This is a genomic window from Sulfuriflexus sp., from assembly GCF_032250955.1.
Lineage (GTDB): Bacteria > Pseudomonadota > Gammaproteobacteria > AKS1 > AKS1 > Sulfuriflexus.
Window position 1 is genome coordinate 1 of record NZ_JAVVES010000018.1, and the last position, 19,715, is coordinate 19,715.

General features: G+C 57.0%; 20 protein-coding genes. 4 read left to right on the top strand and 16 right to left on the bottom strand.

Annotation, left to right across the window (positions count from 1 at the left end; translation table 11 throughout):
- Window positions 1-36 precede the first annotated feature (36 nt).
- From RQ738_RS04865 to pdhA, 7 genes are all read right to left on the bottom strand, one after another.
- Entirely contained in the window at window positions 37-654 is a 618-nt protein-coding gene (locus RQ738_RS04865; protein ID WP_314162488.1) for a hypothetical protein, read from the bottom strand.
- Between the two features lie 45 nt (window positions 655-699).
- On the bottom strand, window positions 700-1,920 hold the full coding sequence (locus RQ738_RS04870; RefSeq protein ID WP_314162489.1) for an argininosuccinate synthase: 1,221 nt from the start codon (window positions 1,918-1,920) through the stop codon (window positions 700-702).
- A gap of 118 nt (window positions 1,921-2,038) precedes the next feature.
- Window positions 2,039-2,899: a flagellar protein MotY gene (locus RQ738_RS04875; RefSeq protein WP_314162490.1), complete on the bottom strand. Its 861-nt coding sequence runs from the start codon at window positions 2,897-2,899 to the stop codon at window positions 2,039-2,041.
- 66 nt (window positions 2,900-2,965) lie between these two features.
- A complete protein-coding gene (locus tag RQ738_RS04880; RefSeq protein WP_314162491.1) occupies window positions 2,966-3,454 on the bottom strand; it encodes a cyclic nucleotide-binding domain-containing protein in 489 nt (162 codons plus the stop codon).
- Window positions 3,455-3,504: 50 nt separating this feature from the next.
- The gene (locus tag RQ738_RS04885; RefSeq protein WP_314162493.1) at window positions 3,505-6,549 is read right to left on the bottom strand and encodes an FAD-dependent oxidoreductase; all 3,045 of its coding nucleotides are present in this window, start codon (window positions 6,547-6,549) and stop codon (window positions 3,505-3,507) included.
- Window positions 6,550-6,639: 90 nt separating this feature from the next.
- Window positions 6,640-7,629 carry an alpha-ketoacid dehydrogenase subunit beta gene (locus tag RQ738_RS04890; RefSeq protein WP_314162497.1) on the bottom strand — a complete coding sequence of 330 codons (990 nt, stop codon included), beginning with the start codon at window positions 7,627-7,629 and terminating at the stop codon, window positions 6,640-6,642.
- Window positions 7,629-8,621, bottom strand: coding sequence for a pyruvate dehydrogenase (acetyl-transferring) E1 component subunit alpha (gene pdhA, locus RQ738_RS04895; protein ID WP_314162499.1), 993 nt, complete (start codon window positions 8,619-8,621; stop codon window positions 7,629-7,631). The genes RQ738_RS04890 and pdhA overlap by 1 nt, the downstream gene beginning before the upstream one ends.
- Window positions 8,622-8,719: 98 nt before the next feature.
- Here pdhA and RQ738_RS04900 point away from each other — a divergent pair, with 98 nt between their 5' ends.
- Both RQ738_RS04900 and RQ738_RS04905 read left to right on the top strand, forming a co-directional pair.
- Window positions 8,720-10,198, top strand: a complete 1,479-nt coding sequence (locus RQ738_RS04900) for a leucyl aminopeptidase family protein (RefSeq protein ID WP_314162500.1) — start codon at window positions 8,720-8,722, stop codon at window positions 10,196-10,198.
- 61 nt (window positions 10,199-10,259) lie between these two features.
- Entirely contained in the window at window positions 10,260-11,108 is an 849-nt protein-coding gene (locus RQ738_RS04905; RefSeq protein WP_314162501.1) for a class I SAM-dependent methyltransferase, read from the top strand.
- Window positions 11,109-11,184: 76 nt separating this feature from the next.
- Here the strand turns inward: RQ738_RS04905 and RQ738_RS04910 are convergent, their stop codons facing one another.
- Window positions 11,185-12,087, bottom strand: coding sequence for a pentapeptide repeat-containing protein (locus RQ738_RS04910; RefSeq protein WP_314162510.1), 903 nt, complete (start codon window positions 12,085-12,087; stop codon window positions 11,185-11,187).
- 97 nt (window positions 12,088-12,184) lie between these two features.
- Between RQ738_RS04910 and RQ738_RS04915 the strand changes: the two genes are divergently transcribed.
- Window positions 12,185-13,600 carry a flagellar hook-length control protein FliK gene (locus tag RQ738_RS04915; RefSeq protein WP_314162515.1) on the top strand — a complete coding sequence of 472 codons (1,416 nt, stop codon included), beginning with the start codon at window positions 12,185-12,187 and terminating at the stop codon, window positions 13,598-13,600.
- A 4-nt stretch (window positions 13,601-13,604) separates the two neighbouring features.
- Window positions 13,605-13,931, top strand: a complete 327-nt coding sequence (locus tag RQ738_RS04920) for an EscU/YscU/HrcU family type III secretion system export apparatus switch protein (RefSeq protein ID WP_314162521.1) — start codon at window positions 13,605-13,607, stop codon at window positions 13,929-13,931.
- 54 nt (window positions 13,932-13,985) lie between these two features.
- Here RQ738_RS04920 and RQ738_RS04925 read toward each other — a convergent pair whose 3' ends face one another.
- From RQ738_RS04925 to RQ738_RS04960, 8 genes are all read right to left on the bottom strand, one after another.
- Entirely contained in the window at window positions 13,986-14,396 is a 411-nt protein-coding gene (locus RQ738_RS04925) for a DUF2802 domain-containing protein (protein WP_314162527.1), read from the bottom strand.
- Between the two features lie 31 nt (window positions 14,397-14,427).
- Window positions 14,428-14,592, bottom strand: coding sequence for a hypothetical protein (locus tag RQ738_RS04930; protein ID WP_314162532.1), 165 nt, complete (start codon window positions 14,590-14,592; stop codon window positions 14,428-14,430).
- Between the two features lie 15 nt (window positions 14,593-14,607).
- The gene (locus tag RQ738_RS04935) at window positions 14,608-15,084 is read right to left on the bottom strand and encodes a chemotaxis protein CheW (protein ID WP_314162533.1); all 477 of its coding nucleotides are present in this window, start codon (window positions 15,082-15,084) and stop codon (window positions 14,608-14,610) included.
- Between the two features lie 125 nt (window positions 15,085-15,209).
- Window positions 15,210-15,908: a chemotaxis protein CheW gene (locus tag RQ738_RS04940; protein WP_314162538.1), complete on the bottom strand. Its 699-nt coding sequence runs from the start codon at window positions 15,906-15,908 to the stop codon at window positions 15,210-15,212.
- The gene (locus tag RQ738_RS04945) at window positions 15,905-16,696 is read right to left on the bottom strand and encodes a ParA family protein (RefSeq protein ID WP_314162541.1); all 792 of its coding nucleotides are present in this window, start codon (window positions 16,694-16,696) and stop codon (window positions 15,905-15,907) included. Before RQ738_RS04945 ends, RQ738_RS04940 begins: the two co-directional genes overlap by 4 nt.
- Window positions 16,693-17,886 carry a flagellar motor protein MotD gene (motD, locus tag RQ738_RS04950; protein WP_314162542.1) on the bottom strand — a complete coding sequence of 398 codons (1,194 nt, stop codon included), beginning with the start codon at window positions 17,884-17,886 and terminating at the stop codon, window positions 16,693-16,695. Before motD ends, RQ738_RS04945 begins: the two co-directional genes overlap by 4 nt.
- Window positions 17,887-17,904: 18 nt before the next feature.
- Window positions 17,905-18,645, bottom strand: coding sequence for a flagellar motor protein (locus RQ738_RS04955; protein ID WP_314162544.1), 741 nt, complete (start codon window positions 18,643-18,645; stop codon window positions 17,905-17,907).
- A gap of 4 nt (window positions 18,646-18,649) precedes the next feature.
- Entirely contained in the window at window positions 18,650-19,705 is a 1,056-nt protein-coding gene (locus RQ738_RS04960) for a chemotaxis response regulator protein-glutamate methylesterase (RefSeq protein WP_314162545.1), read from the bottom strand.
- Window positions 19,706-19,715 lie beyond the last annotated feature (10 nt).

Genomic DNA, 19,715 nt, shown 5'->3' on the forward strand with positions numbered 1-19,715 from the left:
TTCACCTTGGCGGACTGGATCTTTATCCTGATGGTGTTATACGGTAAATCTTACCCACCACATCTGGGGAAGAGCCAGAAAAACAAAGACCCCGGTGGCAAACAGGATCAGAAGCTCGAGGGCGTCGGTCAACGCCGTGTCTTCAATATGCAGACGTATGATGACAGGTACCAGTGACAGCAATATGAACGCGGGCGCGGATCGCGCACTCATCGCATACATCATGATACTAGCCGCACCGATGCCGCCGACAACCACGACAAGGAAGCTCTGATAAAGAAGAGACCCTGATGGAAAGGCAAACAATGCCAGTGAGCCCCAGGCCAAGCCGGATAGCGCGGCCCCCAGATCAAAAAGATTGAGCCACTGCGGCCCGACTTTAGTGGGGGGCCGGACACGATACATCATAATCTGTGTATAGCGCAGCAAGGTGAGCAGCAGGAGGCTCACGCACCAGAGCAGCAACCAGGTGGTGTTGCTATTACTAAAAAGAAAATAAGTAACAATCAGTGCGCAGAGTACTGTTCCCAACAAGCCTAATGGTGCCTGGGAAGTGAGTATTCGCACCTGCTCGGCACGTAATGCATCACGCTCTGCTACTGATGCTGTCTGTTCGGCAACAGACTCAAGTTTTAGCTTGTTATTACCTGTCACCTGCTCCTACCTGTTATGCACCACCAGCATAGTCCGGGGTGTTTTTTATTTTTGGCGTTTGCGTGCAGCGATTCGTAAGCGCAGGGCATTCAGCTTGATAAAACCCTCTGCATCCTGCTGATTATAGGTTCCGGCATCATCTTCAAAGGTTGCAATATTTTCATCAAACAGGCTGTCACTTTCTGACTTGCGGCCAACCACGATCACATTGCCCTTGTAGAGCTTGAGCCGAACGCTACCATTTACATACTGCTGGGACAGGTCAATCATCTGCTGCAACATTTCCCGTTCCGGACTCCACCAGAAACCGTTATAGACAATAGTGGCGTAACGCGGCATCAGTTCATCCTTCAGGTGTGCCGCTTCCCTGTCCAGGGTAATGGATTCGATCGCGCGGTGCGCCTTGAGCATAATGGTGCCCGCCGGGGTCTCATAACAACCACGTGACTTCATTCCGACGAAGCGGTTCTCGACGAGGTCATCGCGACCGATGCCATTCTCACCACCGATTTTGTTGAGGGCCTCCATGACCCGGGCTGGTGACAGGGTCTGACCGTCGATACTGACGATATCGCCCTGTTCGTAACCAAGCTCAATGTAAGTTGGTTTATCCGGTGCTGTTTCCGGCGAGACCGTCCAGCGCCACATGCTCTCTTCCGGTTCGGCCCACGGGTCTTCGAGAATGCCACCCTCATAGGAAATATGCAGCAGGTTGGCATCCATTGAGTAAGGTGATTTCTTGCCCTGCTTCATTTCTACCGGGATACCATGCTCCTCGGCATAGGCCATCAACTTTTCACGCGAGTTCAGATCCCACTCGCGCCAGGGGGCGATCACTTCCACCCCGGGCTTCAGGGCATAGGCACCGAGTTCGAAACGTACCTGATCGTTGCCCTTGCCGGTCGCGCCGTGTGAAATCGCATCGGCACCGGTTTTATTCGCAATCTCTATCAGGCGCTTGGCAATCAGCGGTCGGGCAATCGAGGTACCCAGCAGGTATTCACCTTCGTAAATGGCATTGGCCCGCATCATCGGGAAGACGAAGTCACGGGCAAATTCTTCGCGCAGGTCTTCGATGTAAATTTCCTTGATACCCATTGCCTGGGCCTTGGCTCGCGCCGGCTCGACCTCCTCGCCCTGCCCGATATCGGCAGTAAAGGTGACCACCTCGCAGTCATAGACATCTTCCAGCCACTTCAGGATCACCGAGGTATCCAGACCACCCGAGTATGCGAGGACCACTTTATTTACGTTGCGCTTTGCCATATTTATTTCCCGAACGTTCAACTCATGACGGCCAGTGACCGTCATGAAAATGACTGTAAATGAATAAGATAGCCTGGAATTATACCTGAGAGAGCCCGGGCTTGTCGCCGCTGTCAGCTTACTTCTGCAGCTTCACTTCGACACGACGGTTGGCAGCCCGTCCCGCCGCACTCCGATTGGATTTAAGCGGCTTGTGTTCGCCATAATAATCAAATTTGATCATTTCAGCCGGAACCTTACGACCAAGCAAGTATTCACGCACCGCCACCGCCCGTTGCCGGGAGAGTGCATAATTATCCCCGCGGGTCCCCACATTATCACTGTACCCCTGGATCTCGACCTGCTTGATATCCGGGTCGCTGACGACAAAGGCGGCAATCGCATCAAGACGGTATTTTGCCTGCTTGTCGAGAAGCGTATCGCCGATACCAAACAAGATCCGGCTATCACTGGCTGACGCGTAGTCCACCGGGATCAAACTGGCCATACAGCGACGAAAATCTGCCAGCCCATCCCGGAATTTCATTGACGACAGCACCACCTCAATACCGTCGGCACCACTATGGTAATACAAGGCAGGCCGCATGCCCTGTTCCAGCGAGGCGAGGATACGCTTCACCTGCTTACGACTAAAACGGAACGGGTCACGTCCACCGCGGTAGGCTACTGCACCGAGGTTCTGCTCCGCCAGGCCATGCTGCCAGGCCGCCGGGCGAGCCCTTAAGCGGGCCTTGCCATCACGTGGACCACCCTGGTCAACATTCACACTCAGGTACATCTGCCGGCCGGCATATCTGACAAATTCGGCACTGCCATAGAAGCCTATCTCGTGACTGAGCCGACAGACCAGTGGCGAACCCTGGGCCTGCCAGCTGGCCTGGTGCAGGGGCGCCTCATAATGCAGGGTATTGGCCATGGCAGCACTGGAGAGGAACCCCGCGCTGATGAAAAATACGATACGAATCAATAAGCTGGACAAAACACCGCTCCGTTCCCGCATAACAAGCAAGCTATAGGCTATATAGCGGTAATCGCGAGCGGATCTTTAGGCCGGATCCTGAAGATAATCGATCAATACGCCCGTGGTCTGGCGCAGGCGCAAACTCATCAGCCGGGCGATGGCCTTGTACAGTTTCAGGGCCACTAACGGGTTTGTCTCGCCAAGACGTTCAAACTGGAGACGGGTGAACATGACGAGTTCGGAATCGACTGCGCTAATGGCGGTGGCGGAATAGGGAAAGCCGTCGATAAGCGACATCTCACCCATGCTCTTACCGGCACGGATTGTTGCCACTTGCTTGTTTTCTTTGAGGATATTGACACGACCGGCGACCAGCAGGCACATGAAGTGGCTTTTTTCACCTTCCTTGAAAATGACTGTCCCGTTCGTGGCCTTATAGGCGCGGCAATACTGGGCAAGTTTCTCGATCTCGGCACGTTCGAAGCCTTGCAGCAGGGAGATGTTTTCCAGCATCTGGCACAAACGAGCATCATCAACAGCCTGTTGCTCAAGATTTTTCAGACCGTCAGACATCCCACTTCCTCACGGTTAGCGGCTTGCCCGCGCAGAGGCGGGCAGACTGATTACTTCTTTTTGCTGCGACGCAAACGTGACAGCAGGCGCCGGGCCATTTCACCAAACATTTCTGTCTGTGTCGGGTGCGGGTGGATGGCGTTCGCGACCTGCTCCAGCGTCATCCGGCCAGAGACCATCATCACACCCTCACCAATCAGGGTATCGGCATGGTCGGCCAGATAATGAACCCCGATCACACGCTGGCTCGCCTTGTCGGCGACGATCTTGAGCATGCCGTGGGTCTCGTTGGTGATCATGGCCTTGGCATCGATACTCATCGGCATTTTCACCTCAACGGCATCGATCCCACTGGCCTTGGCCTGCTCGACCGACAGCCCCACAAAGGCGGCTTGCGGACGTGAAAAGATCACCCCGGAGTCCATATCCTGATCGTACTGCATGTCCTCACCGAGGATGGTCATGGCCGCGACGCGACCCTGCTGACCGGCAGTGTGCGCCAGCATCAGGCCACCGATGACATCGCCGACGGCAAAGATGTGCGGCACGCTGGTGCGGCAACGTGAATCGGCCTTGATAACACCGTTTTCAACGGCCACACCCGCCTTGTCGAGTTGCAGCGGCTCGAGCAGTGGGCGCTTGCCGGTGGCCATGATGACGTAATCAACCGTCTGCGTGCGGGACTTGCCATCGCTATCCTTGTAAGCCAGCTTCACCGCGCCCGGCTTGCCCTTGATGGAGCCAAGACCGGTAGATGTCAGGATGGTCAGGTTCGGGTCATCGTTCAGCACGGCAGTCAGGTTTTTCGCGATCTCCGGCTCAACCTCGGCGAGGATGCGTTCCTGGGCCTCGAACAGGGTGACCTTGGTTCCGAAATCCTGGAATATCTGCGCCATCTCAACGCCGATGGCGCCGCCACCGACAACGGCGAGTTTCTTCGGCACGCCCTCCAGACCCCAGACAGTATCCGAAGTCAGCACGCTGCCGTTTTCAACCCCTTCCGCGGCGCCCGGGATCGGCGGTACGAATGGTGGTGCGCCGGTAGCAATCACGGCGCAGCCAAAGCTGAGGTGTTTACCTTCAGAGGCATCACCGAGTGGCGCGCGCGCGTGCGGATTGTCGTTGTTGGCACTCGTGTCGACGAAGACGCGGTGGTCACTTTCAAAAAAGGCATACCCCTGGATGACATCGACCTTGACGCCCTTGTCGGTCTTCAACGCCATCTCGCCACGGGTCTCAAGGACGTGGCGACGGGTCTTCTCCAGGGCCGCCCAGTCGAGCCTGGCCTTGTTAGTGCCGGTGACACCAAGGTGCTCATCGTGGGCACGGTCGCGGATGCGATCAGCGGCGGCGCGCCAGGCCTTGGACGGGATACAGCCACGCCACAGGCACTCGCCGCCCGGGAACGCCGCGTCGTTGATCATGGCAACCTTGATGCCATGGCCAGCGAGGTCACGGGCACAGTCTTCACCGCCCGGGCCGCCGCCGATAACGACGACATCATAGTCCCACTCACCTTCCGGGATGGCCGGGCCGGATGGCCCCATCCACTCTTCCGGGTTCTCGATCGCGTTCTTCAGGGTATTCAGGTACAGACCGACCTCGGCGCCGTTGACGACGCGGTGGTCAGCGGTAATGGTCAGTGGCATGCCCTCCGGACCGGCAGCCGAGATCGCGAGGATCGCCGCCGTGCCCGGTGTCGGGATGGCATCAAAGTAACTGACCCCCATCATCCCCATGTTCGAGACCATGAAGGTCGGGTTGGCGTATTCTTCGGGGGCGAGACGACGCTTGCGGGCGCGTTCAACCAAATCGCCCCAGCTCTCGTTCAGTTCTTCGAGGCTACGTGATTCGCAATGGCGCAACACCGGCACCACGAGGCCACCACCATCGGCAGACACGGCCATGCCGATATCAATATTGCTGCGCTCGACGATCCTGTCAACCGGCTGGTAGGCCCAGTTCATGCTGGGGTGTTTTTCCATTGCCACGGCACAGGCCTTGGCGATAGCCACGGTCACCGACACACCCTGTGCCTTGGCGGCCTTGATAATCGCGCCCGGTTTGGCGTTAATGGCAACGTGGAAGGTCGGCATGGTCAACGAGGCAGTCATGGAATGGCTGACCGCCTTTTCCATTGCCGTCATGTTACGACCATGACCTGGCACCTGGATCTCCGGCATGACGTGCGCCGGGATCTGCGCGCCGATCTCGGTCGGACGCTCGATGGGTTGCGCGGAGCGAACATCATTGGCGGTGATGACACCATCCGGACCGCTGCCGTGCAGGGTATTCAGATTCACATGTAACGAGGCAGCCAGCTTGCGCGCGAATGGCGTGGCGTAGCTGTTATCCGGGCGCGCGGCCGGTGTTACGTCATCGCTGATAACCGGCATGGGCGCCGTCGTCTTTTTGACCGCGGCTCCCCGGCCAGCGGCTTCAGTGCTCGCCGCAGCGGGTGCACCGCCCGCGCCGGCGTGCTCAGCTTCAACGACCTGATCAGCCTTGTCGACGAGGTAGGCTAGCGGCTCACCCACGGCAATCGTGCTCTCCACAGCCGTAATCGGTCCAGACAGGAAGCCCTCGCGGAAAACTTCCACATCCATCACGGCCTTGTCGGTCTCAATCGTGGCGACAATATCGCCGCGCTCGATCTTGTCACCGATGGCCTTTTCCCAACTTACCACCAGACCTTCGGTCATGGTGTCAGAAAGCTGTGGCATCTTGATGGTGTGCGTGACCCCGTCGGGCACACCGATATCCGCGGCGACCTCGATCTCCGGCTTGCCCTCGCTACCGGCACTGACACTGTCTTCCGGCGTCTCGGCATCGGCACCCTGAACCTCGGCCTCGGTTGCGACCAGAAAGGCTATCGCATCACCGACGGCAACCGTGTCACCGACGGCAGCCTGTGGCCCGGACAGATAGCCTTCACGGAATATTTCCACATCCATGATGGCCTTATCGGTCTCCACCGTTGCAACAATGTCGCCGCGCGACACCTTGTCGCCAATGTTCTTTTCCCAACTCACCACTACGCCTTCGGTCATTGTGTCCGAAAGCTGCGGCATCTTGATCATGTAGGATTCAGCCATAGTCTTGTCGTTATATCTGGTTATGCCGGGCAGGTCGATTGATGACCGGCCCGGTGGGGTTCAGAAATGGTGGTTGTTGCCTTGCAGCGGTTATTTATCAGCGAGGCCGAACATCTTCAGCACGCCATTAACCACATCCTGTGCATTCGGGATCGCCATTTTTTCCAGGGTGTGGTTGAACGGGATGGGCACGTTTTTCGCCGAGATTCGTACCGGTGGCGCATCCAGCTCAAAGAAACATTCTTCGTTAATGATCGCCATCACTTCGGAACCCACACCGACAGCCGGCTCGGCTTCTTCAACTATCACAGCCCGGTGTGTCTTGCTCACTGATGCCTTGATGCCCTCACGATCCAGTGGCGACAGCGAAAACAGATCGATCACTTCACAATTAATACCGTGCTTGCTGGCCAGCGTCTCCGCAGCCTGCATGCACCAGTGAACGGAAATGTTGTAACCGAAGAGGGTGACGTCGGCACCTTCACGCGCCACTTCAGACCCTTCCAGCGGCAGGAAGTATTCCTCATCCGGCACTTCGCCCTTCATGTTGTACATGAGTTCGTGTTCATTAATGAACACCGGGTCATTGCAGCGCACTGCGGACTTCAGCAGACCATAGGCCTGGCGCGGATTGGACGGCGTGACCACACGCAGACCGGCAATGCCCATAAAGACCTTTTCCATGCGTGCCGAGTGCTGGGCACCCAGCTGATGCGCGGTACCACCTGGTGAACGAATCACGACGGGGGCCTCCAACTGACCACCGGACATGTAACGTACCTTGGCCGCCGTGTTGAAAATCTGGTCCATCGCCAGCCAGGCAAAGTTTACCGACATGATTTCAATAATCGGCCGCACACCGAGGAAGGAGGCACCGATGCCCAGACCGGTATAGCCACCTTCTGAAATCGGGGTGTCAATCACACGTTCCGGACCGTACTTGTCATACAAACCACTTGTGGCCTTGTAGGTACCACCGGCGACACCAATATCTTCGCCCATGCAGATCACCAGTGGGTCACTCGTCATTTCTTCGTCGTGGGCGCGGCGCAAAGCTTCCCAATACATAATCTCAGCCATTACTTGGCACCTCCATGAACCCAGGGGTCATTCTCGGCAAGCACGTACTTGTCCAGCAGCTCGGCGGACGGTTCCGGGGATTCTTCAGCAAACTTGATCACGTCCGTCTCGATCTCTTCAAGGATTTCGGTATCCATTGCACTGTATTCATCCAGGCTGATTTCGCCAGCCTCGATCAGACGGTCGCGCAGGATAATGATCGGGTCACGCTTGCCCCACATGCGCTCTTCTTCCTTGGCACGGTAGGCATTCGAATCAGACATGGAGTGACCGCGGTAACGGTAGGTCATCAGCTCGAGGAAATACGGCCCCTTGCCACTGCGCACATGCTCGACAGCAAGCTGCGCGGCCTCGTAGACCTTATCAATGTCCTGACCATCGACCTGCGCCGACGGGATATCATAACCACTGACGCGCTTGTACTGGTCAATCACGGCCGTCGAGCGATCGATACGGGTACCGATACCATACAGGTTGTTTTCACACACGTAGAGTGTCGGCAGATCCCAGAGCTTGGCCATATTCAGGCTTTCATGGAACACGCCCTGGTTATTGGCCGCATCACCGAGGAAGCAGATGCTGATCTCGTCACCACCCTTCATCTTGATGCCCTTGGCGATACCAGCCGCCAGCGGGAAGGGGCCACCAACCAGCGCGTAACCACCCATAAAGCGGTGATCGACACCGAAGATATGCATGGAGCCACCGAGGCCCTTGCAGACACCGGTTTCCCTGGCAAACAGCTCGGCCATGATCTCTTTCGCCGGCACGCCGCACTTGAGGGCATGCACATGATCACGGTAACTGGTGATGACATAGTCATGACCGGGCCTGGCGGCTTCCAGCACCCCGAAGGCACAGGCCTCTTCACCGGGATACAAATGGAGGAATCCACCGATCTTGCGTTCAACATAGGCTTCGTAACAACGTTCTTCGAAGCGGCGAGCGAAAAGCATTTCGCGTAAAACTCGTTTCTTGTCAGCGGCTTTCATTCGGATCCTTTACTACCCGTTAACAAATAGGCGCGCTATGATCGACGTTTTAGACCTCAAGGTCAAGGAATTCACTTGCGTTAAAGGCGGCTAATGATATGAAAATCAAGATAAAACAACATGTAAGCACACTCACAAAGTCAGATCTGGAGACCTGCCAGCACCTCGTCATGGTCCTTCCGCAAGCCGTTCGGGACGAAAAATGGCCGACCGTGGCCTGGCGCGATGTCTTCAAGTCGCGTCTGAGCCGGGATCCGGCCGAATCGGCCGTACTTGAATGTGACCTGCCGAATGCCGCCCATACCCACGTCAGCTTTGGCTGTGTGAAAGAGGATATCAGCCCGTTCGCCCTGCTCAGCCTGGCGCGCCAGCTGGTAGCCCCCCAGCTGGCCCAGAACCCGGCCAGTATCAGCCTGTGCATGCCCGGCCTGCCGGCGAAGCTGGCCAGTCGCGTCTCCGAGGCCCTGCTTGCCGCCCTGCTCGCCGCCAACGAGGCCATGCCCAGCATGAAGTCAAAGCCGGCCCCGACCAGCCGGCTCAAGACCATTCTTATATATAACCAGAAAAAGCCGCTCGACACGCGCCGCGTCGAGGCCAGTGCGGCCGGCAATAACCTGGCCCGCTACCTCACCAGTCTGCCGCCCAATGAACTGACCCCGGCGCTTTATAAAAAACGCGTCGCCGGGTTGGCCCGGCAGCATGGCTGGAAAATGCAATTCCATAACATGGCTGCGCTGCGCAAGAAAAAGGCCGGCGCGTTTGTCGCCGTCGCCCAGGGCAGTCCCGAGGACGATGCCGGTATCGTGCACCTGCGTTATGAACCGAAGAAAAAATCCACAAAGCCGGCCTGTGCACTGGTTGGCAAGGGGATCTGTTTTGATACCGGCGGCATGAACCTGAAACCGGCGCGTTACATGCACGGCATGCACGAGGACATGGAAGGCAGTGCCGTGGCCCTCGGCAGCTTTCTCGCCCTGAGCGAGCTCAAGGTCGACTTCCCCGTCGACTGCTGGCTGGCCCTGGCACAGAATCATATTGGTCCGAAGGCCTACAAACAGAATGATGTGGTGACTGCCGGCAACGGCACAACCATCGAGATCATACACACCGATGCCGAGGGGCGCATGGTACTCGCCGATACCCTGACCTTTGCGGCCAGAAAAAAGCCCCGGCTAATCATCGACTATGCGACGCTCACCGGTTCCTGCGTCGCCGCGCTGGGCACCTGTTACAGCGGCGCCTTTACCAACCGCGACGGCTTGCACCAGCACATCATCGCGGCCGGCCACGAGAGTGGTGAACGTGTCTGGCCCTTCCCGATCGACGAAGACTATGACAAGGCACTGGAGAGTCAGATTGCCGATGTCAAACAGTGCACCCTCGATGGCGAGGCTGATCACATCCTCGCGAGTCGTTTCCTGCAACGTTTTGTTGATGATGTGCCGTGGCTACATGTTGACCTCTCCGCCGGCAACAACAAGGGCGGTCTCGCACACATACCGACTGATATTACCGGCTTTGGCGTGCGTTTTACCCTCGAGCTGTTATTATCTCGCCAGGCACAGGACGACCTGTAACCGAATAATAAAGGCGCCCGGCTTTCTCCGTTTAGCCGGGCCATGATAGAGTAGTTTGATTATGGCTAAACCATCCCGAAAACAACGCAAGAAATCCACCGCCCGGCAGGACACTGGCCCAACCATGGCCGAGCAGGCTGACCGCCACGTCTATTACCAGGAGTCAGTGCAAAACGCCGAAACCGAAATCGACTTTGTCGACGAGACTTTCGAGAAAATTCGCGGCCGCAAGATGAGCCTGTTGCGCGAAGATTTCTCCGGCACCTCGCAGGTCTGTTGCGAGTGGGTACGCCGTCGCCCGGATAACCGCGCCATTGGCGTAGACCTCGACCCGGAGGTGCTGCAATGGGGCCGTGAACACAACCTCTCGCAGCTCAATGCAGACCAGCTGTCTCGCGTTACCCTGCTGGAAGACAATGTGCTGACCGTCACCACCGAGCCCATGGATACGGTACTGGCCATGAACTTCAGCTACTGGTGCTTCAAGGATCGTGACACCTTGCGCAGTTACTTCAAACGCATTCACGAAGTCCTGAAAGATGATGGCGTCTTCTTCCTCGACTGCTTCGGTGGGTATGAGGCCTTCCGCCTGCTGGAAGAAAGCACCGAGCACGACAACTTCACCTATACCTGGGATCAGTCCGAGTACAACCCCATTAATGGTGACTATGTTTGCCATATTCATTTCGAGTTCCCTGATGGTTCAAAACTGAAGGAGGCCTTCACCTACGAATGGCGCCTGTGGACCATGCCGGAACTCCATGAGCTGCTCAAGGAAGCCGGTTTCGTCAATGTCCAGACCTATTGGGAAGGCGAGGATGAAGATGGCGAGGGTGACGGCAACTATGAGCCGACCGATGTCGGTGACGCCGACGCCGGCTGGGTCTGTTATATCGTCGCCGAGAAATAATGCCCCGACAGCCCGGCGCAACTAACCGGGCTGTGCCGGTGATCCCGTCAAGCCGTTAATCATCTTCAAGAAACTGTTACGGCTTATTGCAGATGGTCAGCGAACCTTCGGCACAGGTAACACCATCCGTCCAGATCGTCTTGTGCAGGTTGGCACCTTGCAGGTTCGCGCCATCAAGCTTTGCCCCCATCAGGTTGGCAAATGACAGGTTCACGTTTTGCAGGTTGGTATTGCGCAGGTCCGCATTATGCAGGTTCGCCCCGAGCAGACTGACCTGGCCGAGATCCGCATTCGCCAGTTTAGCCTCGCTCATATTTGCAAAGTCAGCAATCGCATTCGCCAGCATAGCCGACTGCAGGTCTGCACCGCTCAGATTGGCATTACGCAAAATCGCGCCACTCAGGTCTACCGCACTTAGCTGGCGCCCCGGTAACATGCAATTCTGCCAATTAACCTTCGGCAAGGGCGGCGACTGGCAATCAATAACCACCTCCTCCGGACGATTCTCATAAGCGTAATAACCACCCCAGCCAATCCCGCCGAGGATCAACAGCAAGAGAATCCAGCCCGGCAAGGTATTTTCGCTATTCATGCCAAGGCGGCGTTGCCGCAAGACGCCACGGTGTTCAAGGACCTCATCGAGTTCGCCTTCACGGCGATCTCCGGCACGCCGCCGTTCGGTATATCCGGAAGCGACCTCCCCGCTACGGGGCTCTGTCTGCAGCCGTTCATCGGCCCAGCGCTGGGCTGCCAGCAACCGTTCCTTAACAAAGGGGTCATCCTGATCCCCTTTCATAACCTCCGGAATCAGTTCAGGCACACTGGCGAGACGCGTCCAGGTTTCCTTGTCATTGCTGACTTCATCGTCGAGACGCAGCCGGCCGATGAGAATATGGCGGCCTATCAGCCCCGCAGTGAAAGGTCCCTTGATCCTGTCACCGCGTCTTGTATACCAACGTCCACCAATCTGTTTACTCATATTATTCCGTCGCTTAATCCAGGCTTTCCGGGCAAGATTCTGTCACATCTATATACTAGTCATAATAACGATTCATACAATAGCGGTATAGCCTGCAATGAATACAGTCGGTCCGACAGCCCCGCCCGGTCAGCCCTTGCTGAGTCCTTCTCGGCCGAGTGAGCTGCTGCTGCAATTACGTTCCGGACAGACCCTGCATGCCAGTGTGGAACGCATCTTGCCGGGCGGAGAAGCCGACATCCGTCTTGGTTCCTCCTTGCTGCGCGTGCATACGCCGGTAAACCTTGCGGTCGGTCAGCCACTCACCCTGAGTGTTGAGATCACGAAACAGGGCCCCGTCCTGAGGGCCTCGCAGGAAGTCCAGCAACTTGAAACCATTGCCAACGCCTGGCGTAGTGCCATTCCCCGGCAAAAACCCCTTGCCGAGGTCTTCACACAACTGCAACAGCTGCTCAGCCAGCCCGCGAGCCAGCAACTGCCCAAGCCGCTTCACCGTGCTATTCAGGGCCTCGTGCAGCAGGCCGCCTCTGTAGAAAACCTGAGCCGCGCCGACAACCTGCGCCAAGTGCTGCAAAACGCCGGTACGCGACTAGAGGCCCGGCTGCTACGCGCTTCGCTGCAGCAACAACCCCCGGCTACCCAACAGGATCTAAAGGCGGCTTTCCTGCGAGTGGCACAACAGGTTTTACAATGGCAGTCACAGCAACCGGCCAGTCCGATAACGGCCGGTGCGCCAGGCTCATCCACAAATACCGCATCACGTGCTGCCGGGGTCGAGCTTTACCATGCCCTGCTCAACGCCGCGGGCAGCAAATCACTACCACAAGCTAACAACCTGCCATTGGCATCACGTCCGCTATTGCCGCCCTTGCCAACGGCTGTACCTCTTGCGTCACAGGACAAACCCCTGTTTAGCGGCCTGCAACAGTTACTCGAACGTCTCCTGCCGGCCTCATTATCAACACCGCCCCCTGTGCCGACTGTGCAAGCAGGTGCCAATACAGCGAATAACAATAGTGTCACGGCTGGTCAGGCGCTGTTGCGTATCGCCGCTGAAATTCTCAACCAGCTCGAATCCGGGCTGGCGCGGATTCAGCAACATCAACTCGCCGCGGTGCCCGGCGATGAACCGGTACGTACCCTCCTCAACGTCGAGATAGCGGTAGCCAATAACCAGCAATTCGGCAATGTCGGTGTGCGTATCGAACAGGAAGACGTTTCCCCCCAGGAACAGGAAAAGAGCAAACATAACTGGCGGGCCGTGGTGAACTTTGATTTACCGGGCCTCGGCAAGGTCCAGGCCATTGTCAGTATTCAACAGCATCAGGTCAGTACTGAGTTTCGCAGCGAGAATGATGCCGCCACCGAATTGTTCCGCCAGCATATCGACCTGCTCGAGGAACGCCTGCAGGAGGCCGGACTGAAAACCGGCAGTTTCCGTTTCTCGACAGGCGAAACCCCGGTGGATATCGATACGCCGGGGTCGAGCAACCTGCTAAATACAGAGGTATGAGGCGATGAAGAAGAAACAGCACAAGCACCGCCACTTGCATGGTGAACTTGTCAATGGGCCAGCCTCGGAAGACATTAGTCGCGCCATCGCCCTCAAATATGACGGCGAAAATGCGCCCAGGATCACGGCCAAAGGCAACGACGAGATTGCCCGGCGTATCTTTGAATTGGCGCGCGAAAACAATGTGCCCATGCACGAAGATGCTGATCTGGCAGCCCTGTTATCACGCCTGGATATCGGTGATGAGATTCCGCGGGAACTGTATATCGCGGTTGCTGAAGTGATTGCCTTCGCCTACCTGATAAGTGGCAAGGCCCCGGACTATAGTTGATACGAACAAATCAATCAGTATAAAACATTAGCCACAAGGCACGGGCCGTTTATTTCAGTGCGCCGGTTGCGTGCTTTGCTCGGCATTCAGAAACATAATGAGTTCGGCTTCACCGCGTGACAGGCCACAGGTGTCCACCAGCTCGTCGGCATCTGCGCCCTTGCGCACCATTCTTGCCGCCTGCCCATAGGCCTGCAGGTTGGGTTCATGCAGTTCGAGTTTATCCTGTCGCTCGGTCTGCATCTTTAGCTTCTTTTCAATTCTTGCCAGGCGCTTATCAACACCCGTTGAGGCACTGAACAGGGCGCGCAGATCATTACCCAGGTTCTGAAGCTGTTCATCCATGCCGGTAAGCTGGCGCTGGTTCCGGCGCAGCCGGCGCGCCTGCAACATATGCAGGCACAGGCTCGCGGCGAGAATGGCCAGCAGCATGCCCTGAAATGTGGTCAGTGAATAAACTTCCATCGCCATCCTTACCTCTTAATATTCCGCTTGCTCAGGCATATTCATCCACATGTGGATGATCATCATCATCCTTGCCGGTATCCTTATCGGGATGTTGCTGGTCGGAGGAGGGTTTATCCTCGCTCTTGCGGGCTTTCTCGCCCGGCCGCTTATGCCAAATCGGCCCCAGTGGTCTGATATCCCTGATCTCGACCATCTCGATAGCGGCCGATTATATTTCGGCCATCTCCTGCCATTCCTCGGTGCTCAGCAACTTGTTCACATCGATCAGGATCAGTAATTCCTTTTCCCGGGTAACTACACCCTGAATGTATTTTGAGCTTTCGTCATTACCGACTTCCGGGGCCTTTTCAATTTCGGATTCCCGCAGATAAACGACTTCGGCAACACTGTCCACCAGCAAGCCGACTACCTGGCCATCCACTTCGATAATGACGACGCGGGTATTGTCGTCAACCTCGCGCTCCATCAGTGCAAAACGGCGGCGAGTCTCAATGACGGTAACCACGTTGCCCCGCAGGTTGATAATCCCGAGGACGTAATCCGGCGCACCCGGTACCGGCGCGATCTCGGTATGCCTGAGCACTTCCTGCACCTGCATCACGTTAATGCCATACAGCTCATCCTCGAGCCTGAACGTGACCCACTGCAACATAATATCGTCTGTCAGTTCTGCCGCGTTTGTCATGACTACGACCTCATCTCTGATTAATCTTTGTTTTTCAGGTTACTGGCGCGGAATTTGCCGATATTGCCAAAAATCCGTCACTTTTGCCTGTTATTAGTAAAATAAAGCAGTTTTCGTGCCACATCTTACTCCGCGGGCGTCAACTGCTCCGATCCCAGGAGCTCGACAAACTTGTCGATATCCAGCAATGCACACATACGATCCACGACCATGCCCGCCAGCCAGGGCCGTTTGCTGTTCTCCCCACGCCAGCGCACCTTGTCACGGGACAGGGTAATGACCTCGGAAACGCTGTCGCAGGCCAGTCCCCATTTGCTGTCACCGATAAGGATTATTTTTTGCATATCCTCGCGGCTATGGCTGCCGCGAAACTTCGATGGCACCACCAGCATCCCGGTATCAATGACCTTGATCTGTTGCCCCCGTTCGGCCAACAGTCCCAGAAACCACGCCGACCTGTTTGGCATCGGTGTGACCTCGTCATTCCACTCGAGGATACCGTTCAGCTGTTCCAGCGGCACGGCCAGGGTAATGCCCGCCACCTCGAACAACAGGATCTGGATGTCATTGGCCGCCGCCGGCGCGGCCGTTTCAATGGCCTGTTCCGTGGCGGGCAGGCTATCCTCTGCCGGCTCGCCTGCCACCGTGACCTCGGCCTCGGCTACCACCGCCGGCGCGACCATTTCGGTAATGATCTCCGCTGCAGTTTCCGTCGACTCGACTGTCTCGACCTCACTGAGCAAGGCATTCAGGTAGTCGGTCAAGACCTCGTCCGGGTCTACGAGCCTGGTGGGTCTTTTCCCGGTTTCGGGCTGCGTATTCATGAGTTCGCTGCTGCTTGTTGATCGGCCGAAAGCAGGTACTCCAGCAGGTTGCTATAGGCCTGGGCACCTCGCGTTTGCGGGGACATCATGGACAATGGCGCACCCACCCGGCTGGCCTCGCGAAACTGGGTGTCTACCGGGATCACGCCCGGCCATAGCGTCTCCGGATATTGCTCCTGCAACGCCTCGAGCGCCCCGCGGGAGGCCCTGGTGCGCCGGTCATACAAGGTCGGGATTACCGTATAATGCAAGACCTCGTTGCGTGACTGCATGATCATATTCAGGGTATGCACAATGCGTTCAAGCCCCTTCAGGGCCAGAAATTCGGTCTGTACCGGCACCAGCAGTTCATCACATACGGCCAGGGCATTGACCATGAGAATGCCCAGTAAGGGCGGGCAGTCAATCAATACAAAGTCATAGTCTTCCTTTATCAGCTGCAGCGCCTTGCTGAAGACCAGCCCCATCCCGCCGCGGGTGCCCATCTGTCGGTCGAGGGCGGCCATGGAACTCGAGGCCGGCATGAGGTCGATATTTTCATATTCGCTATGCAGGAGAATATCGCGCACCGACGCGGTACTCAGGTTATCGATTTCGTGGAACAACTGGTACAGGCCGCCCTGCATGACATCAGGATCGTGGCCGAGATAGACACTCATGGAACCATGGGGATCGGCGTCCATCAGCAGGGTGCGGTAGCCGGCCTGTGCTAACAGACCGGCCAGGGTCACGGCCGTGGTCGTCTTGCCAACGCCGCCTTTCTGGTTTGCTATTGCCCATATTTTCATTGCCCGGCTCCGGTGGGTGGTGTCTCACGAATGAGCGCTGGCCGCGACGGAAACGGCAATTGAATCGGTGCGATCTGCGGCGCTATCTTCTCCGCGCCCTGACCGGCAGAGTGCCCAGAGTCAGGATCCAGGCTGTCACGTTGGCTCCCGGCATCTTGTAGCATCGACTGCGGGGTAGTATTCAGCTCACTCACCTCACCGCTATCTGCGGTGTCCTGTAACATCGGTTGTGGGGTTATATTCAGTTCACCGGCACCGGTCTGCGCTTCAGGCTGCGGCTCGGCATTATTCAACACGGCCGGCGCACTCTGCCGTGATTCGGGCTTTTCCTTTGCCCCTGCCAGGTTCGGACGGATCATTAATACCACGCGACGATTCTGGCTCCGCATTTCGTCATTCAGGTTCTCAACCCTTGGCCGGTACTCCGCGTAGCCGGTTGCCCACATCTGCTCCGGGTCGATGCCGTGCTCGGCAAATAAATGCGCGACCGCCGAGGCCCGTGCCGAAGACAGTTCCCAGTTACTCGGGAACTGTGCCGAGCTGATATTCAGATTATCAGTATGCCCTTCAACCTGCATGGAGTTAGGGAACCTGGCCAATGTCGCGGCAAGGCGAATCAGGATCTTCTCTGCCGGGATAGACAACCGTGCCTGACCGCGGGCAAACAGAATATTCGATTTTAATTCGATCTCCAGCGCATCCTTGTGACGACGTAGCGTCATCATGTTCTGATCAATCAGCGAGGCCATACTCGTCTGCAGTTCTTTATTCATTGAATCCAGCATCTCTTGAGAACCGCCCTTGCCTGCCGTGCTCTCGGTGTAGGTCGACCCCACTGCACTGCCACTCACATCCGGCCGGCCGCTTCCTGTTTCCGAATAGCCCGCCGCATTCTGGACCTGCTGGATGGGTGCCTGGGGTTTCGGACTTACCTCTGGACTGATCACTCCGTGGCTGAGTGGATTTAGCATCTTTGAAGGTGTGCCAATCTGGATCGGGTCAAAGCGCTTGCCAGTGTCCTTGAAGGCCGCGACCATGGTGTCGGAAAGCACCCGGTACTTGCCTTCATTAACGGATGAAATGGAATACATCACCACGAAGAACGCAAACAGCAAGGTAATGAAGTCAGCATAGGAGACCAGCCAACGCTCGTGATTCTCGTGCTCTTCGTGTTTCTTTTTTCTGGCCATGTCGGTTCATCCTGTCACTTAGTGCAGGTAACCTTGCAGCTTGGTTTCGATATTGCGTGGATTTTCGCCTTCCGCGATCGAGATAATGCCTTCTACTACCATCTCCCGGTACTGGGTCTGCTGGTGAATTATGGCCTTGAGCTTGCTCGCAATGGGCAGAAAAAACAGGTTCGCCATGCCGACCCCGTAGATGGTCGCGACGAAGGCCACCGCAATACCCGGGCCAAGCTTGCTGGGATCTGCCAGGTTGTTCATGACGTGAATGAGCCCCATCACCGCACCGATAATACCGATGGTTGGTGAATAGCCACCCATGCCTTCGTAAACCTTGGCCGCCTGGGTGTCATGATGTTCTTTCACGTCCACTTCGACCTCGAGGATTTTACGAATCACCTCCGGCTCACTGCCATCGACAAGCAACTGCAGGCCCTTGCTGGAGAACTGGTCCTTCTCTGCCTCGGCGATGGCCTCCAGCCCGAGCAGGCCTTCTTTTCGCGCCGTGTTACTCCACTCAACGATACGCTGGATCGCTGCCGCACTGCCAAATTTGGGCGGCACGAAAACCCAAAGCCCCATGCGCATGGAACGCATAAACACATTCATCTGCACCTGCAACAGGATCGCGCCGATTGTGCCACCCATGACAATGACAAATGCGGTTAACTGTACAAGCGACTCGGTATGCCCACCCTCGAGGATATTCCCGCCAAGGATCGCGGCAAGCGCAACAATGACGCCGACGATACTGAGAATATCCATAAAACTATACCGCCTGGGCCAGGCTGGGGCCGATCTCGCTGAGCGGCAGAATATAGTCAGACAGGCCGGCATCGGCGACGGCCGCCGGCATACCATAAACAACACAGCTGTCTGCATCCTGTGACCAGAGCGTGGAACCACCCTGCTTCAGTTCACGGGCACCCTCACGCCCATCGGCGCCCATGCCGGTGAGGATGATCGACAGGACCTTGCCCGGAAACACTTTCGCCGCAGAACTGAAGCCGAGATCGACGCTCGGTTTGTAAGTCTGTCCCGGCGCAGCTTCCTTGATACGGACACGCACACTGCCACCCCGTGACTCCAGTTCCATTTGCTTGCCGCCCGGCGCCAACAGCGCCAGCCCCGGTTTTAATATATCGCCATCGGCTGCTTCCTTTACCGCTATCTGGCACAGCGAATCCAGTCGCTGGGCAAACGCCGGCGTGAAACTGCCCGGCATGTGCTGGATCAGGATAATCGGCTTGGGGAAATTTGCCGGTAGCCGGGTCAGAACATCCTGCAGCGCGACGGGTCCTCCGGTCGAGGTACCAATCGCCACCAGGTCGTAGTCGCCCTTGCGTGGCCGCTTGCCCGGCGCAACCGGGGAAGGTGTGGCAGCCGCTTTACTGGCGACCGCTGCCGGTGTTGCCGCCCTGGCCACACCGCGTGCGCCGATGAGCCGGACTCGCGCGCAGAGTATCCGGCGTGCTTCGTCACGGTCTTCGGAAATGTCTTCGAATTTCTTCGGCAAGAAGTCCGCCGCACCGGCGTCCAGTGCATCCAGGGTTGCCTTGGCACCGTCAGTGGTAAGCGAAGAGAACATCAGGATCGGCGTCGGCAAGGAGCGCATAATACGCCGCACCGCGGTGATGCCATCCATGACCGGCATCTCGATATCCATGGTGATCACATCCGGCTTCAGGGTCGCGGTTTGCTTGATGGCCTCAAGCCCGTCAGCCGCCGTACCGATCACCTCGATACGAGGATCGGCATTCAGCATTTCAGTGACCCGGCGACGGAAAAAACTCGAGTCATCAACAACCAGAACGCGTACTGCCATTTAGTGCCTA